The sequence below is a fragment of the Arthrobacter sp. Soc17.1.1.1 genome (assembly GCF_036867195.1).
Lineage (GTDB): Bacteria > Actinomycetota > Actinomycetes > Actinomycetales > Micrococcaceae > Arthrobacter_D.
The window spans coordinates 1,346,909-1,362,400 of record NZ_JBAJII010000001.1 but is presented as its reverse complement, the minus strand read 5'-3'; the positions used below and the strand labels follow the sequence as shown (position 1 = coordinate 1,362,400).

Below are 15,492 nucleotides of genomic sequence, written 5' to 3'. Positions count from 1 at the left end.
CGACCTCGCTTCGCTCGGCCGGGGACCCCTGCGCTCGTGGGCCCACCGGGCGCACCGGGCGCCCGCCGTCCTGCGCTGGAGCCATCAGGCGCCCGCCCGCTGGTCCCGGCTCGAGGCGACCTTGGAGGACAGCCCGAAGATCTCGATGAAGCCGCGGGCCATCGACTGGTCGAAGGTGTCGCCGGAGTCGTACGTGGCGAGGTTGAAGTCGTACAGGGCGACGTCGGACCGGCGACCCGTGACGGTCGCGCGGCCGCCGTGGAGGTCCATGCGGATGTCGCCGGTGACGTACTTCTGGGTGTCGTCGACGAAGGTGTCGAGCGAGCGCTTCAGCGGGGAGAACCACTGGCCGTCGTACACCAGTTCGGTCCAGCGCTGGTCGACGGTCTTCTTGAAGCGTGCCTGCTCGCGCTCGATCGTCACGTTCTCGAGTTCGCGGTGCGCGGCGATGAGGGCCATGGCACCGGGGGCCTCGTAGATCTCGCGGCTCTTGATCCCGACGAGGCGGTCCTCGACGATGTCGATGCGGCCGATGCCCTGCGCGCCGGCGCGGCGGTTGAGCTCCTCGATGGCCTGCAGCGGTGTGACGGCGTGGCCGTCGATCGCCACGGGGATGCCCTCCCTGAAGGAGATGGTCACCTCGTCCGCGGCGGGCGGGAACTCGGGCGACGCCGTGTAGTCGTAGACGTCCTTGGTGGGACCGTTCCAGATGTCCTCGAGGAAACCCGTCTCGACCGCGCGGCCCCACACGTTCTGGTCGATGGAGAACGGGTTCTTCTTGGTGGTCTCGATCGGCAGGCCCTTCTCCTCGGCGAAGGCGATCGCCTTGTCGCGGGTGAGGGCGAGGTCCCGGACGGGCGCGATGCACTTCAGGTCCGGGCCGAGGGTCTGGATGCCCACCTCGAACCGCACCTGGTCGTTGCCCTTGCCCGTGCAGCCGTGGGACACGGTCGTGGCGCCGAACTCCCGCGCCGCGGCGACGAGGTGCTTGACGATGACGGGCCGCGACAGGGCCGAGACCAGCGGATACGCGTCCATGTAGAGGGCGTTGGTCTTCAGGGCGGGCATGCAGTAGTCGGTGGCGAACTCCTCGCGGGCGTCGGCCACGTACGCCTCGACCGCACCGCAGCCGAGCGCGCGCTGGCGGATGGTCTCGAGGGACTCGCCGCCCTGCCCGACGTCGACGGCCACGGCGATGACCTCGGCCCCGGTTGCTTCGGCGATCCAGCCGATGGCGACGGAGGTGTCGAGTCCGCCGGAGTAGGCGAGGACGATGCGTTCTGTCACGGGAGATGCTCCTTCGATTGTCCGGGCGGGTGCCCGTGGTCTGTGGGTGGTCTGTAGGTGGTCTGTAGGTGTTCAGGGTGTCATGCCGGGCACGGCCGGCGCTGGGCCGGTCCCTGCGGGACGGCCGGGTGGGGTCAGGAGGGGTCGGCGGGGCCCTGCGGCTCCCGGGCGAGCCCGAGGAACCGCTCGGCGACGGCCGCTCCGCCGTCCGGGTCGCGGCTCACGAGCATCACGGTGTCGTCGCCCGCGATGGTGCCGAGGATCGAGGGCATCACGGAGTGGTCGATGGCCAGGGCGAGGAAGTTCGCCGCTCCCGGCGGGGTGCGCAGGATGACGATGTTGCCCGAGGCCTCGGCGGTCACGAGCAGTTCGGTGCACAGTTTCGCCAGCCGTGCATCGAGGAGCTCCTGGGAGACGGCGCTCTGCACGTGGCGCCCGCCGCCCTCCACCGGGACCGCGTAGACCAGGGCGCCGTCGGCCCCCCGCACGCGCACGACGCCGAGTTCCACGAGGTCCCGTGACAGCGTCCCCTGGTTCACCTGCACGCCCTCGGCCGCGAGGAGAGTGGCGAGCTCGACCTGCGAGCGCACGGACTGCGCCGTCAGCAGGTCCGTGATGCGGGCGTGCCGCGCCGTCTTCGTGGTGGGTCGGGCCGAATCGCGCTGCACGGTCACGACCGCGTCCCCGGTGACTCCGGGGTCCCCGGGGTCCCCGGGGTCACCGACTTCGCCACGAGCCACGCCATGAGGGCCTTCTGCGCGTGCAGCCGGTTCTCGGCCTCGTCCCAGACCAGGGACTGCGGGCCGTCGATGACGTCCGCACTGATCTCGTACCCCCGGTAGGCGGGCAGGCAGTGGAGCACGACGGCGTCGGGAGCGGCCTGCGCCATGGCCGCCGCGTCGACCGCGTACGCCCGGAAGAGGTCCTGCCGCGCGGCCTTCTCGTCCTCCTGGCCCATGGACACCCAGGTGTCCGTCGCCACGACGTCCGCGCCCGCGAGAGCGGCGGCTGCGTCCGTGGTCACGAGGACGGAACCGCCGGTCTGCGCGGCGCGCTGCTCGGCGGCGGCCACCACCGCGGCGTCGGGCAGGTAGCCGTCGGGCCCGGCGACCCGGACGTGCATGCCGGCCGTGGCGCCGGCGAGCAGGTAGGAGTTGGCCATGTTGTTGGCGCTGTCCCCGAGGTAGGTCATGGTCAGTCCGGCGAGGGTGCCCTTGTGCTCGCGGATGGTCAGGAGGTCAGCGAGCAGCTGGCAGGGGTGGTAGTCGTCGGACAGGGCGTTGATGACCGGGACGCTCGATGCCGCGGCCATCTCCTCGAGGCCCGCCTGGGCGTAGGTGCGCCAGACGATCGTGGCGACCATCCGCTCGAGCACCTTCGCCGTGTCCGTGATGGATTCCTTGTGCCCGAGCTGGGAGTCGCCCGCCCCGATGATGAGCGGCACCCCGCCGAGGTCGGCGATCCCCGCGGCGAAGGAGACCCGGGTGCGGGTGGAGGTCTTGTCGAAGATCACCGCGACGGTCTTCCGTCCCGCCCCCTCCCCGGCGAAGGGCGCGTGGGAGTACGGCTTCGACTTCAGCTCGGCGGCGAGGTCGAGCACCTCGGCCTGCTCGGCGGGCGAGAGATCCGTGTCGACGAGGAAGTGGCGCGTCATGAGATTGCCTCCCGGGCAGTCGTGCGGGCGGTCGTGAGGATCGAGGGCAGGGCGTCGATGAACGTCGCGGCCTGCTCCCGCGTGAGGATCAGCGGCGGGGCGAGGCGGATGGTGCCCGGACCGGTCGCGTTGATGATGAATCCTGCGGCGAGCGCGGCCTGCACCGCCGCCGGTGCGTGGGCGCCGTCGAGATCGAACCCGATGAGCAGCCCCTCCCCGCGCACGGAGGTGACGCCGTGCACGCCGGCGAGGTGCTCCCGCAGGTAGGCGCCGACGTCGGCCACGTGCTGCAGCGCGGCCGACGATTCGAGCGTGTGGAGGGTCGCGAGCCCTGCCGCCGTCGCCACCGGGTTGCCGCCGAACGTGGTGCCGTGCTGGCCCGCGGAGATCAGCGTCGAGACGTCCTCGCCGAACGTGACGAGCGCGCCGACGGGGAAGCCGCCGCCGAGGCCCTTGGCGAGGGTCATGGCATCCGGCACGACGCCGTCCACCCACTGGTGGGCGAACCAGCGGCCCGTCCGGGCGATCCCGGACTGGACCTCGTCGAGGATCAGCAGGGCACCGTGCTCGCGGGTGAGGTCCCGTGCGGCGCGGAGGTACTCCGGGGAGAGCGGGCGGACTCCCGCCTCCCCCTGGATGGGTTCGATCACGAGGGCCGCCACGGACCCGTCCATGGCGGTGCGCAGGGCGTCGACGTCGTCGAACGGGATGTGCTCGACGCCGCCGGGCAGCGGTTCGAACGGTTCGCGGTAGGCCTTCTTGGAGGTGAGCGCGAGAGCGCCCATGGTCCTGCCGTGGAAGGCTCCGTCGAGGGCCAGGATCCGGTGGCGCGCAGGCGTGCTGTTGCGGCGCGCCAGCTTCATGGCCGCCTCGAGGGCCTCGGCCCCGGAGTTGGTGAAGAAGACGCGGGATCCGGCCGGTGCCTGGGAGAGCTCCAGCAGCTTCTCGGCGAGCGCCACCTGCGTGGGGCTCGTGAAGAAGTTGGAGATGTGGCCGAGGGTCGCCAGCTGGCTCGAGATGACGGACGTGACGAACGGGTGCGCGTGGCCGAGGGCGTTCACCGCGATCCCCGCGAGGAGGTCGAGGTACTCGTTGCCGTCGGCGTCCCACACCGTGCAGCCCGCACCGCGCACGAGGACGCGCTGCGGCGTGCCGAACACGCCCATCAGCGACCCGGTGTACCGGGCGAGCCAGTCCGCGCCGGACGCGGCACCCGTGAGCGCGTCGGCGGCGCGCCCGGTCCCGTCTGTCGCCGCGCCCGGAGGGGTCGGGGTTGTCGCGGTGTCGTTCACGAGGGCGCTCCCGGGGTGTCGATGACGGCGGCGGCGTCCGGTACGACCTGCGTACCGATGCCCGCGGTGGTGAAGATCTCCAGCAGCATGGAGTGGGCCAGGCGCCCGTCGACGATGTGCGCGCGCTCGACGCCGGACTCGACGGCCTGGAGGCAGGCCTTCATCTTCGGGATCATGCCCGATTCCAGGCCCGGCAGGAGCTCGCGCAGCTGCGTCGTGGAGAGGGAGGAGATGAGGGAGCCGCGGTCCGGCCAGGCGGCGTAGAGGCCCTCGACGTCGGTGAGGATCACGAGCTTCGACGCGCCGAGGGCTGCGGCGAGCGCGGCGGCCGCGGAGTCGGCGTTGACGTTGAGCACCTGCTGCGTCGCCTCGCCGTCGCCGTCGTACTCGGGGGCGACGGTCGAGATGACCGGGATGCGGCCGGCCTGCAGGATGTCGAGGATGGCGCCCGGGTGCACGGCGGTCACCTCGCCGACCAGCCCGAGGTCCACGGGCTCGCCGTCGACGACGGTGCCGGTGCGGACGGCGCGGAGCAGGCCGCCGTCCTCCCCCGACAGGCCGACGGCGTAGGGTCCGTGCGAGTTGATGAGGCCCACGAGTTCACGGCCGACCTGGCCGGTGAGGACCATCCGCACCACGTCCATGGCCTCGGGGGTCGTGACGCGCAGCCCGCCCTTGAACTCGGACTCGATCCCGAGGCGCTCCAGCATCGCGTTGATCTGCGGTCCTCCCCCGTGCACCACGACGGGACGGATGCCGACGTGGTGCAGGAAGACGATGTCCTCGGCGAAGGCGCGCCGCATGGCGTCGTCCACCATGGCGTTGCCGCCGTACTTGATGACCATCGTGGTCCCGGCGAAGCGCTGGATCCAGGGCAGGGCCTCCATCAGCGTCGCGGCCTTGTCCTGGGCCTGGAGCGTGGAGGTGTGGGGCGTGCCGTTCATGGTGGCTCCCGTCAGCTCGAGTACGCGGAGTTCTCGTGCACGTACTCGTGCGTGAGGTCGTTGGTCCAGATCGTGGCGCTCGCGGGCCCGGCGGCGAGGTCGATCTCGACCGTGACGTCGTGCGCGGTGAGGTCCACGAGATCGCGGGACTCCCCGATGCCGCCGTTGCGGCAGATCTGCACGCCGTTCATGGACACGTTCAGCCGGTCGGGTTCGAACGCGGCGTCCGTCGTGCCGACGGCGGCGAGGACGCGTCCCCAGTTCGGGTCGTTGCCGAAGATCGCCGTCTTGAAGAGGTTGGAGCGGGCGACGGCGCGGCTGACCACCTCGGCGTCGCGCTCGCTGGCCGCATTGACCGTGGTCACGGCGATGGTGTGGCTCGCACCCTCGGCGTCGTGGATCAGCTGTGCGGCGAGGTCGAGGCAGACCTGCGTGAGCGCGGCCGTGAACTGCGCCTGGTCGGGGGCGACGCCGGCGGCGCCGGAGGCGAGCAGCACCACGGTGTCGTTCGTGGACATGCAGCCGTCCGCGTCGGTCCGGTCGAAGCTCACGCGGGTGGCGTCGTGGAGGGCCGCGTCGAGGGCTGCGGCGTCCAGGGCGGCGTCCGTCGTCAGGACCACGAGCATGGTGGCGAGTCCCGGCGCGAGCATGCCGGCGCCCTTGGCCATGCCGCCGATGGCGTACCCCTCGCTCGGGGAGTCGGCGGTGGCCGGGTAACGCGCCTCCTTGGACACGGTGTCCGTGGTCATGATCGCCTCGGCCGCGGTGGGCCCGCCTCCCCTGCCGAGCGACCCGGCGGCCTCCGTCACCCCGGGGAGGAGCCTGTCCATCGGGAGCTGTTCACCGATGAGGCCGGTGGAGCACACGAACACGTCGGTCGCGGAGACGCCGAGCAGTTCGGCGGTGACCTCCGCCGTCCGGTGGGTGTTCTGGAACCCCTCCGGCCCGGTGCACGCATTGGCGCCCCCCGAGTTGAGCACGACGGCGTCGACGCGTCCGTCGGACACGACCTGGCGCGACCACAGGACGGGGGCGGCCGCCACGCGGTTCGAGGTGAAGACCGCCGCGGCGTTGTGCAGCGGCCCGTCATTGACCACGAGGGCGACGTCGGGCTTGCCGGTGCTCTTGAGGCCGGCTGCGACGCCTGCGGCGCGGAACCCGCCCGGATAGGTGATGCTCACGGTGCGATCCCCTGGATGGTCAGGCCCGCGGTCTCATCGAGTCCGAGGGCGATGTTCATGGACTGCACGGCGCCGCCGGCGGTCCCCTTGGTGAGGTTGTCAATGACGCTGCTGACGATCACGCGGCCGGCATGCTCGTCGAAGGCGAGCTGCAGGGCGGCGTGGTTGCTGCCGAGCACCGACTTCGTCGAGGGCCACTGGCCCTCCGGGAGCACCCGCACGAACGGTTCGTCCGCGTAGGCGGCTTCCCATGCGTTCCTCAGCTGCGCGTACCCGATGCCGGGCTTCACACGTGCGGTCGCCGTCGTGAGGATGCCGCGGGCCATCGGTGCGAGGGTCGGCGTGAACGACAGCGAGACGCGCTCGCCGGCCGCGAGACTGAGTCCCTGCTCCATCTCGGGGGTGTGCCGGTGGCCGCCGCCGACGCCGTAGGGGCTCATGCCGCCCATGACCTCGGAGCCGATCAGGTTCGGCTTGGCCGCCTTACCTGCGCCGGAGGTGCCGGAGGCGGAGACGATGACGACGTCGTCCGGCTCCAGGAGACCGGCGACGAAACCGGGGGTCAGGGCGAGCAGCACGCTCGTGGGATAGCAGCCCGGCACGGCGATGCGTCGGGCCCCCAAGAGGTCGCTCCGGCAGCCCGGGAGCTCCGGCAGCCCGTACGGCCAGCTGCCGGCATGGACGGAACCGTAGAACTTCTCCCACGCGGCGGGATCCTGCAGCCGGTGGTCCGCGCCGGCATCGATGACCAGGGTGTCGGGTGACAGCTGCGCAGCGAGCTCCGCGCTCGTGCCGTGCGGCAGGGCGAGGAAGACGACGTCGTGCCCCGCGAGGACCTCGGGCGTGGTGTCCTGCAGCACGCGGTCGGCGAGGGAGTGCAGGTGGGGCTGCAGCTCACCGAGGCGGGACCCGGCATTGCTGTGGGCGGTGATCGCCCCGACCTCGATGTCGGGGTGGTTGGCGAGGAGGCGCAGGAGCTCGCCCCCGGCGTAGCCGCTGGCGCCGGAAACAGCTGCTGTGAACGTCATGGAGTCGATCCTACAGCAACTCCATGCGTTACTTCACATAGTTATGCAGGCAGTGGGTGGCGATCAGCGCACCGTCGGTCCGCCCGGGAATAGCATGAGGGAACGCCACCGAAAGGGAACCATCATGCCCTCAGCCATCGTCGTCACCGCACCCGGCGGTCCGGACGTCCTCACCCTCGCAACCGTCGAACGCCCGGAACCCGCCCCCGGCCAGCTCCTCGTGAAGGTGGCGGCCGCCGGGGTCAACTTCATCGAGACCTACCAGCGGAGCGGCGTCTACGCCGTCGAGCATCCATTCACCCCCGGAGCCGAGGCGGCGGGGACCGTGGAGGCGCTGGGCGAGGGCGTAACGGACTTCGAGGCGGGTGACCGGGTGGCGTTCGCCGAAGGCAGGAACACCTACGCGGAGTACGCCCTCGTGGACGCCGATCGTGCACTGCCCGTACCCGACGGCGTGGACCTCGAGACCGCGGCCGCCCTCCCCCTGCAGGGCATGACGGCGCACTACCTCATCACCTCGACGTTCCCCGTCCGGTCCGGACACACCGTCCTCGTGCATGCCGGCGCCGGTGGCGTGGGTCTGCTACTGATCCAGCTGCTCAAGGCCAGGGGCGCCCGGGTGATCACTACCGTGTCCACCGCCGAGAAGGAGGATCTGGCGCGGGGCGCCGGCGCCGACGAGGTGCTGCGGTACGAAGGCTTCGCCGACGCGGTGAGGACCTCGACCGGCGGCACCGGGGTGGATGTCGTGTTCGACGGGGTCGGGAAGGCCACCTTCGACGAATCGCTGCGCTCGCTGCGCATCCGCGGCACGATGGTCCTCTTCGGTGCCGCGTCCGGGGCGGTACCGCCGGTGGACCTGCAGCGCCTGAACAGCGGGGGCTCGCTCTTCGTGACGCGGCCGACGCTCGCCCACTACCTGCTCACCCCCGAGGAGCGGCGCTGGCGGTCGGAGGAGCTGTTCGGCGCCGTCGCGGCGGGTCAGCTCGACGTGAGGATCGGCGCACGGTACGCACTGGCCGACGCGGCCCGCGCCCACGAGGACCTCCAGGCGCGGCGGACCACCGGCAAGGTCCTGCTGATCCCCTGAGCGTTCCGGCAGGGATGCCTCCACCTGCGTCTGCGTGGTGCTCCAGCCGGGGAGGCCCGCCCCTCTGCACGGGACGGGCCTCCACGCAGGAGATCAGCGCTGCACGGCACCGAACCGGTCGGCGGCGAGGGCCACGGCGGCATCACGTGCGGCACTCGCCTCCTCCGCGGTCAGCGTGCGGTCCGGCGCCCGGAACCGCAGGGCGAAGGCCAGCGACTTCCGGCCCTCCCCGATGCCCTGTCCCGTGTAGACGTCGAACAGGCTGACGTCCTCGAGCAGCTCGCCGGCGCCCTCGCGCAGTGTCTCGAGCACGTCGCCCGCGACCACGGCGGCGTCCACCACGAGCGCGACGTCCTGCGTGGCCGGCGGATACGTGGACAGCGGCCGCGCGACGATGACGTCGGCGGCGGCCTCGAACAGCAGGTCGACGTCCACCTCGAGCGCGACCGTGCGTGCCGGGAGGTCCTCGGCCGCGATCAGCTTCGGGTGGAGCTCGCCCGCGTAGCCGAGCACCTCACCGCTGCGCAGCGAGATCTCCGCGGTCCGGCCCGGATGGAACGCCTGGTGGCTCCCCTGCCGGACCACGACGTCGACGCCGGTGACCTGAGCCATCAGCTGCACCACGTCGACGGCATCGGCCCAGTCCCAGGCGCGCGTTGCGACCCCGGCCGAGGGGGCGGTCTCGTGGCCGGTGAACAGCGCGGCGACGGTCTGCGGCTGGTCGGGGATCCCGGCGTAGAGGGCGTCGAGCACGCCGTCGTCGGGCCTGACGCCCAGCGGCGGGATGGACTCCGTCCCCAGGGGCCCGGCCGGCAGGAAGACCGCGCCGGACTCGAACAGCGCCAGATCGCGGAACCCGCGCGAGTGGTTCCGCTTCGCCAGCTCGACGAGGCCCGGCAGGAGCGACCGGCGGAGGTAGCCGCGTTCCGCGCTGAGCGGGTTGGCGAGCTTCACCGACGGCACGTCGGCGCCCTCCTCCGGGCTGCCGAAGACGGCGTTGGCGCGTGCCCCGACGAACGGGTAGGACAGCACCTCGGTGAGGCCGGCCGCCGCCAGCGCGTTGAGGAGCCGGCGGCGCTGCTGCTGGACACGCGTCAGCCCGCGACCGGGCGGCGCGACGGGCAGGGTCGACGGGATCGTGTCGTAGCCGACGAGGCGGATGATCTCCTCGGTCAGGTCCTCGCGCGTCTCGAGGTCGGTGCGCCAGCTGGGCGCGGTGACCCGGTAGCCGCCGTCGGTCGCCTCCACGGCGGCCCCGAGGTCGGTGAGCGTCCCGGTGATCTCCTCGTCGGTGAAGGCACGTCCGACCAGGCGCGCCGGGAAATCGGCGGCGAGGTCGATGACGCGCGGCGCGGGCTCCTGCCCGACGTCGGTCGCGGCCTCGTCCACGGTGCCGCCGGCGAGGTCGAGGAGGAGTCCGACGGCTCGCTGCGCGGCGATGTCCGCGATTCGCCAGTCGACGCCGCGCTCGAAGCGCTTGGACGCCTCGGACGGGAGCCGGTGGCGGCGACGCGAGCGTCCGATGCTGACGTCGTCGAAGTGGGCGGACTCGATGAGCACGTTGCGGGTGCCGTCGGACACCTCGGTGGAGGCGCCGCCCATCACGCCCGCGATGCCGATCGGCCCGGACGCGTCGGTGATGAGGAGGTCCTCGGGGTCGAGCGTGCGCTCCCTGTCGTCGAGGGTGCGGAGGGTCTCCCCCGCACCGGCGCGCCGTACCACGATGTCGCCCGACAGCTTGTCGAGGTCGTAGAAGTGCAGCGGCTGGCCGAGCTCCAGCATCACGTAGTTGGAGATGTCGACCACGAGGGAGATGGAGCGGATCCCGGCGAGGCGCAGGCGCGCGGACAGCCAGGGGGGCGTGGGCCGCGTCGGGTCGACGCCGCGCACCGTCCGCACCACGAAGCGGTCACACCCCGGCGTGCCGTAGATGGGCGCCGCGTCCTCGAGGCGCACCGGGTACCCGGGGCCGGCGGCGGGAGGCACGACGACGGTACCGGCCGGATCGGTGAACGCCGTCCCGGTGGCATGCGCGTACTCGCGGGCGACGCCGCGGATGGAGAAGCAGTACCCGCGGTCGGGGGTCACGTTGATCTCCGCGGCCTCGTCGTACAGGCCGAGCAGTTCCATGGCGTCGGTGCCCACCTCGGGGTCGAGCCCCAGGGTGGAGAGCACCAGGATGCCGTCGTGGTCGTCGCCGATCCCGAGCTCACGCACCGACGCGATCATGCCCGCGGACACGTGGCCGTAGGTCTTGCGGGGGCTGATGCGGAAGTCGCCGGGCAGGACGGCGCCGGGCAGTGTCACCACGACCTTGTCACCCTCGACGAAGTTGTGGGCGCCGCAGACGATGCCCTGCACGCCGGAGGGGTCGATGCCGTCGCCCGTGAGCGTCTGCTCGGTGCCCTCCGGTACCACGCGGACCTGGCACCAGTTGATGGTCTTGCCGTTGGACTGGGGCTCCTTGACGACGCTGAGCACCTGGCCCACGACGATCGGGCCGCTCAGCCCGTCGGTGGGACGGTGGACGTCCTCCTCCTCCAGCCCCACCTTGACGAGCTCGGCCATGACCTCTTCCGCGGTCGCGTCCGCGGGGACGGCTGCGTATTCGCGCAGCCATGACAGTGGGATTCTCACCTAGATCTCCATCCCGAAGTGTTCGCTGAAACGTACGTCGCCCTCGATCATGTCGTGCATGTCGCCGACCTCGTTGCGGAACATGAGGGCCCGCTCGATCCCCATGCCGAAGGCGAAGCCGGAGTAGACGTCCGGGTCGATCCCGGTGGCGCGGAGGACGTTGGGGTTGACCATGCCGCAGCCGCCCCACTCGATCCAGCGTGGGCCGCCCTTGGCACCGGGGTGCCAGATGTCCAGTTCCGCGCTCGGTTCGGTGAAGGGGAAGTAGTTGGGGCGCAGCCGCACCCGGGCGTCGTCGCCGAACAGCTGCTGCGTGAAGTGCTCCAGCGTGCCCACGAGGTCGGCCATGGTGAGGCCCTTGTCGATGGCGAGGCCCTCGAACTGGTGGAACACGGGCGTGTGGGTGGCGTCGAGTTCGTCCGTGCGGAACACCTTGCCCGGGCACAGGACGTAGATGGGCAGCTCGCGCTCGAGCATGGAGCGCACCTGGACCGGCGACGTGTGCGTGCGCAGCACCAGGTGGGCCTCCGGGGGCTCCACGAAGAAGGTGTCCTGCATCTCGCGGGCCGGGTGGTCCGGCTTGAAGTTCAGGGCGTCGAAGTTGAACCACTCCGACTCGAGCTCGGGCCCCTCGGCGATCTCCCAGCCCATGCCGACGAAGACGTCGCTGACCCGCTCCTGCAGCGTCGACAGCGGATGCCGCGCTCCCGTCCGGCGACGGCGCGGGGCCGCGGTGACGTCGACGGCCTCCTCGATGAGGATCCGCGCGTCACGCTCGGCTTCGAGCTCCACGGTGCGGGCGGCGAGCGCCTGGTTGATCCGGCCGCGGGCCGGGCCGATGTTCTTGCCGGCGGCGGACTTTTGGTCCTTGGGCAGGGCGCCGATCCCCCGGTTGGCGAGGCTCAGCGGCGACTTCTCGCCGGTGTGCGCGATCCGCACCCCCTTCAGCCCGTCGAGGTCTGCGGCCGCCGCGATGGCGGCGAGCGCGGCGTCCACGGCCGCGGCGACCGACGAGGCGTCCAGCGGATCGGGGACGCGAGCCTCGGGGGCATCGGGGCCGTCGGGCCCGGTGTGCTCTGGGGTTTCGGACATGGGGGTGGCTTACCTTGCACTCTCGGACGGCGGGCGGCCTGCCGGAGCGGGCCGCGCCTCTGGCGGGAACAGGAAAAGGCCGGCTCGCAGCGAGCGCGCACCGGCGTGTCAAGTCTAGGCGACCGGTTCGACGCCGCCGCAACGTCCGGCGATCGTCCCCGCCCTCGGGGCGGGGGCGCGGTCCGCCGCGCGTACGATGACCGCATGGACCGGAGGCTCGTACCGCTGCTCAACTGGATCAACCTGTCGACACCGTGCGGTCTCGCGGTCGCCGTCCTCTCCGGCTGCCGGGTCTCCGCCGGACCCGGCGGGATCCTGCTCGCCGAGGGCTACCGGCGGCGCCTCCCGAAGGCACGGGCCTTCACGGTGGGCAGCGTGGTGCTCCTCCGGGGGACCGTACCGCGCCACGCCCCTGCGGGCTTCACCCGGCTGCTCGAGCACGAGGCGCGGCACACCCGCCAGTACGCCGCGTGCCTCGGGCTCCCCTTCCTGCCCGCCTATCTCGCGGCGGCAGGCTATTCGCTCCTGCGCACCGGTGACCCGGCCTCGCGCAACCCCTTCGAACGCGGAGCGGGACTGTCCGACGGCGGCTACCGCGAGCGTCCCGTCCGGCCGCTCGCCGGGACGGTCCGGGCCTCGGTCGCCGCCCTCGCGAGGAGCGCGAGGAGCGCGCGGCGACGGTGAGGGCAGGGCTGCCCCCGCTCAGTGCTCGGCGCCCGCGGTGGCCCGCAGGTCGGCCCCCGTGTCCGCCGCCGTCGTCGCGATGGTCGCGAGGGCCTCGGCCATGAGGTCGATCGCGAGTCCCGGCTGCCCGTGCGCCTCGCCCTGCTCGGTGGAGAACGGGACGTGGACGAAGCCCCCGCGGGAGTTCTCCCGCCGGGCGAGCAGGTGCATGAGCCCGTAGAAGACGTGATTGCAGACGTACGTCCCGGCCGTCTGCGAGACCTCCACCGGGATGCCGAGGGCCGCCACCGCCTCGCGGCACGCCTTGATGGGCAGCGAGGAGAAGTACGCCGCGGGACCACCGGGCACCACCGGTTCGTCGATGGGCTGCCGTCCGGCGTTGTCGCCGATCCGGGCGTCGTCGACGTTGATGCCGACGCGTTCCACCGAGACGCGGCTCCGCCCGCCCGCCTGCCCCGCGCACACCACGATGTCGGGGCGGAAACGGACCAGTGCGGCCTCCAGCGCGTCGAGGCTCTGCCCGAAGACGCAGGGGAGCTCGACGGCCACGGCGTCCCTCCCCTGCTCCCGCAGGAGCAGCGCCGCCCGCTCGGCGGCGAGCCAGGACGGGTTGGACGGTTCTCCCCCGAAGGGTTCGAAGCCGGTCAGGAGGATCATGCCCCCAGCCTAGGTCAGGCTCGGGCGGTGGCGCAGAATTAGTACACGTGTTCTACTGGGGGCATGCGGTGGGAAGGGCAGACAGTGACAGTGGACGGCGTCGCGCCGTCGGCACCGGCCCTGCTGCCGTTGGCCGGACTGGTCCGCAGCGTGCAGACACCCGAGTTCGCGGGCATCACCTTCCACGAGGTGGCCGCCCGGTCGATCCTCAACAGGGTCCCCCCGACGTCGTCGATGCCGTTCTCCTGGACCATCAACCCGTTCCGGGGCTGCTCCCACGCCTGTGTCTACTGCTTCGCCCGCAAGACGCACAGCTATCTGGACCTGGATACGGGCCTCGACTTCGATGCGCAGCTGGTGGTCAAGATCAACGCCGTCGAGGTGCTCACCCGCGAGCTCGCGCGCCCCTCCTGGGAGCGCGAGCACGTGGCCCTGGGAACGAACACCGACCCGTACCAGCGCGCGGAGGGCCGCTACCGGCTCATGCCGGGGATCATCGGGGCGCTCGCGGACTCGGGGACGCCCTTCTCGATCCTCACCAAGGGCACGCTCCTGGCACGCGACCTGCCGCTGCTGAAGGCTGCGGCGCGGTCGGTCCCGGTCGGCATGGGCATCTCCCTCGCGCTCGTGGACCCGGTCCTCGCCGAGGCGATCGAACCCGGCACCCCGGCCCCGAAGGCACGCCTGGCCCTGATCTCCCGCCTGCGGGAGGCGGGCCTGCCGTGCGGCGTCCTGGCCATGCCGGTCCTGCCCTGGCTCTCGGACGGCGACGAGTCGCTGGACCGCCTCTTCGGGGCGCTGGCAGCGGCGGGGGCCACGGGGGTGACCGCGGGTCCCCTGCATCTGCGGCCGGGCTCACGGGAGTGGTTCATGCAGTGGCTGGCAACCCACCACCCGCGTCTGGTTCCACGCTACGAGGAGCTCTACCGCGGCGGGAGCTATGCCTCCAAGGAGTACCGGGACTGGCTGTCCGGCAGGATCCGTCTGTTCCGCGGGAAGCACGGGCTGACGGCCGGCGCCGGGTTCTTCCGCAACCTCTCGCCCGCAGGACAGCAGGAACCGGTCGACGCCCGGCCCGCGGTTACGCCGGTCCAGGCGGCGCTGTTCTAGCCGCACCCGACAGGCGGTCCGTCACGGCCCGCAGCGCAGCGAGGATGGGCCGGTCGGCCGGGATCCACGGCAGGGCGTCGAGGTCGCGGGCGGGGTGGAGTGCCACCCAGCGCAGTTCGTCGTGGTCCTGCAGGGGCGCCGCTTCACCGGCCTCCGTCTCGGCGAGCCACACGCGCATCGCCGCCGTGGCGTGGAGCGGCCAGCCCTGCGGACCCGGGCCGCCGATCTCGGGGCCGAGCCGCGCCTCGATGCCCAGTTCCTCGCGGAGTTCACGCAGCAGCGCCGCCTCGCAGGTCTCGCCGGGCTCCACCTTGCCTCCGGGGAACTCCCACATCCCGGCGAACTGCGGGGGCGCCGTCCTGCGGGCGACGAGGAGCCGGGTGGGGTGCTGGAGGGAGTCGACGACGGCGGCTCCGACGATCTGGCGGAGTTCCGTCTCTGCAGGGTGCGTCACCGGCCGAGTCTATCCAGGCCACCGGGCCACCGCGGCACGCGGTACGCCAGGTGGTCCGGTCCGGTCCGGTCCTCAGCTCTCCTCAGCTCTCCTCGGGGGAGGCGAGCCCGTCCCCGGTGGGTGCCGTCCGGTGTTCGGGGTTGTCGCCGCGGCGGTACTCGCCGTGCGGGCTCAGGCCGGGGACCTGCTGACCCGCGTTGAGTTCGGTGGAGGTGTACGTCTCCTCGGAGAACTCCGCGGCGCTCTCGCTCTCGGGTTCCTGGGGGAGGTTGATGTCCTCCCGCAGGTGCTCGCTCTGCGGCAGTTGGAAGGAGTTCGGCGTCCAGCCCATGATGCACTCCGATCGTTCGGTGGTTGGCTTGCGGCGGGTGGTCCCGGCAGG

15 protein-coding genes are annotated in these 15,492 nt (G+C 72.0%); 3 read left to right on the top strand and 12 right to left on the bottom strand.

The genetic code is table 11. The features are described from left to right. Window positions 1–84: 84 nt before the first annotated feature. The 7 genes from V6S67_RS06195 to argC form a co-directional block, all read right to left on the bottom strand. Window positions 85–1,287: an argininosuccinate synthase gene (locus V6S67_RS06195; RefSeq protein WP_334209409.1), complete on the bottom strand. Its 1,203-nt coding sequence runs from the start codon at window positions 1,285–1,287 to the stop codon at window positions 85–87. A gap of 134 nt (window positions 1,288–1,421) precedes the next feature. After that, window positions 1,422–1,961 (bottom strand): arginine repressor, encoded by a 540-nt coding sequence (locus V6S67_RS06190; RefSeq protein ID WP_334209408.1) that lies wholly within the window; start codon window positions 1,959–1,961, stop codon window positions 1,422–1,424. After that, window positions 1,958–2,941 carry an ornithine carbamoyltransferase gene (gene argF / locus V6S67_RS06185; protein ID WP_334209407.1) on the bottom strand — a complete coding sequence of 328 codons (984 nt, stop codon included), beginning with the start codon at window positions 2,939–2,941 and terminating at the stop codon, window positions 1,958–1,960. Before argF ends, V6S67_RS06190 begins: the two co-directional genes overlap by 4 nt. Continuing rightward, window positions 2,938–4,233, bottom strand: coding sequence for an acetylornithine transaminase (locus V6S67_RS06180; protein ID WP_334209406.1), 1,296 nt, complete (start codon window positions 4,231–4,233; stop codon window positions 2,938–2,940). The genes argF and V6S67_RS06180 overlap by 4 nt, the downstream gene beginning before the upstream one ends. Continuing rightward, window positions 4,230–5,177 carry an acetylglutamate kinase gene (gene argB, locus V6S67_RS06175; RefSeq protein ID WP_334209405.1) on the bottom strand — a complete coding sequence of 316 codons (948 nt, stop codon included), beginning with the start codon at window positions 5,175–5,177 and terminating at the stop codon, window positions 4,230–4,232. Before argB ends, V6S67_RS06180 begins: the two co-directional genes overlap by 4 nt. A gap of 11 nt (window positions 5,178–5,188) precedes the next feature. Further along, complete coding sequence (gene argJ / locus V6S67_RS06170; protein WP_334209404.1) at window positions 5,189–6,358, bottom strand: bifunctional glutamate N-acetyltransferase/amino-acid acetyltransferase ArgJ; 1,170 nt, start codon at window positions 6,356–6,358, stop codon at window positions 5,189–5,191. After that, window positions 6,355–7,386, bottom strand: coding sequence for an N-acetyl-gamma-glutamyl-phosphate reductase (argC, locus tag V6S67_RS06165; RefSeq protein WP_334209403.1), 1,032 nt, complete (start codon window positions 7,384–7,386; stop codon window positions 6,355–6,357). The genes argJ and argC overlap by 4 nt, the downstream gene beginning before the upstream one ends. A 124-nt stretch (window positions 7,387–7,510) precedes the next feature. Between argC and V6S67_RS06160 the strand changes: the two genes are divergently transcribed. Next, entirely contained in the window at window positions 7,511–8,476 is a 966-nt protein-coding gene (locus V6S67_RS06160; protein ID WP_334209402.1) for a quinone oxidoreductase family protein, read from the top strand. A 93-nt stretch (window positions 8,477–8,569) separates the two neighbouring features. Here V6S67_RS06160 and pheT read toward each other — a convergent pair whose 3' ends face one another. Further along, window positions 8,570–11,113, bottom strand: a complete 2,544-nt coding sequence (gene pheT, locus V6S67_RS06155) for a phenylalanine--tRNA ligase subunit beta (protein ID WP_334209401.1) — start codon at window positions 11,111–11,113, stop codon at window positions 8,570–8,572. Next, window positions 11,114–12,205 carry a phenylalanine--tRNA ligase subunit alpha gene (pheS, locus tag V6S67_RS06150; protein WP_334209400.1) on the bottom strand — a complete coding sequence of 364 codons (1,092 nt, stop codon included), beginning with the start codon at window positions 12,203–12,205 and terminating at the stop codon, window positions 11,114–11,116. 204 nt (window positions 12,206–12,409) lie between these two features. Between pheS and V6S67_RS06145 the strand changes: the two genes are divergently transcribed. After that, window positions 12,410–12,889 (top strand): eCIS core domain-containing protein, encoded by a 480-nt coding sequence (locus tag V6S67_RS06145; protein ID WP_334209399.1) that lies wholly within the window; start codon window positions 12,410–12,412, stop codon window positions 12,887–12,889. Between the two features lie 18 nt (window positions 12,890–12,907). On the opposite strand, the gene pcp is transcribed toward V6S67_RS06145, so the two are convergent. Further along, complete coding sequence (pcp, locus tag V6S67_RS06140) at window positions 12,908–13,546, bottom strand: pyroglutamyl-peptidase I (RefSeq protein WP_334209398.1); 639 nt, start codon at window positions 13,544–13,546, stop codon at window positions 12,908–12,910. A 63-nt stretch (window positions 13,547–13,609) separates the two neighbouring features. On the opposite strand from pcp, the gene V6S67_RS06135 reads away from it, so the two are divergent. Continuing rightward, the gene (locus V6S67_RS06135) at window positions 13,610–14,656 is read left to right on the top strand and encodes an Rv2578c family radical SAM protein (protein WP_334209397.1); all 1,047 of its coding nucleotides are present in this window, start codon (window positions 13,610–13,612) and stop codon (window positions 14,654–14,656) included. On the opposite strand, the gene V6S67_RS06130 is transcribed toward V6S67_RS06135, so the two are convergent. Beyond that, on the bottom strand, window positions 14,628–15,110 hold the full coding sequence (locus V6S67_RS06130) for a (deoxy)nucleoside triphosphate pyrophosphohydrolase (RefSeq protein WP_334209396.1): 483 nt from the start codon (window positions 15,108–15,110) through the stop codon (window positions 14,628–14,630). The two genes, V6S67_RS06135 and V6S67_RS06130, sit on opposite strands and share 29 nt — an antisense overlap. 82 nt (window positions 15,111–15,192) lie before the next feature. Then, window positions 15,193–15,441 (bottom strand): hypothetical protein, encoded by a 249-nt coding sequence (locus V6S67_RS06125; RefSeq protein ID WP_334209395.1) that lies wholly within the window; start codon window positions 15,439–15,441, stop codon window positions 15,193–15,195. Between the last annotated feature and the right edge of the window lie 51 nt (window positions 15,442–15,492).

Excerpts from the sequence above, each read along its gene's own strand:
- argF (WP_334209407.1), bottom strand. The coding sequence starts at position 2,941 with ATGACGCGCCACTTCCTCGTCGACACGGATCTCTCGCCCGCCGAGCAG.
- pheS (WP_334209400.1), bottom strand. The coding sequence starts at position 12,205 with ATGTCCGAAACCCCAGAGCACACCGGGCCCGACGGCCCCGATGCCCCC.
- V6S67_RS06145 (WP_334209399.1), top strand. The coding sequence starts at position 12,410 with ATGGACCGGAGGCTCGTACCGCTGCTCAACTGGATCAACCTGTCGACA.
- V6S67_RS06135 (WP_334209397.1), top strand. The coding sequence starts at position 13,610 with ATGCGGTGGGAAGGGCAGACAGTGACAGTGGACGGCGTCGCGCCGTCG.
- pcp (WP_334209398.1), bottom strand. The coding sequence starts at position 13,546 with ATGATCCTCCTGACCGGCTTCGAACCCTTCGGGGGAGAACCGTCCAAC.
- V6S67_RS06160 (WP_334209402.1), top strand. The coding sequence starts at position 7,511 with ATGCCCTCAGCCATCGTCGTCACCGCACCCGGCGGTCCGGACGTCCTC.
- V6S67_RS06125 (WP_334209395.1), bottom strand. The coding sequence starts at position 15,441 with ATGGGCTGGACGCCGAACTCCTTCCAACTGCCGCAGAGCGAGCACCTG.
- argB (WP_334209405.1), bottom strand. The coding sequence starts at position 5,177 with ATGAACGGCACGCCCCACACCTCCACGCTCCAGGCCCAGGACAAGGCC.
- argC (WP_334209403.1), bottom strand. The coding sequence starts at position 7,386 with ATGACGTTCACAGCAGCTGTTTCCGGCGCCAGCGGCTACGCCGGGGGC.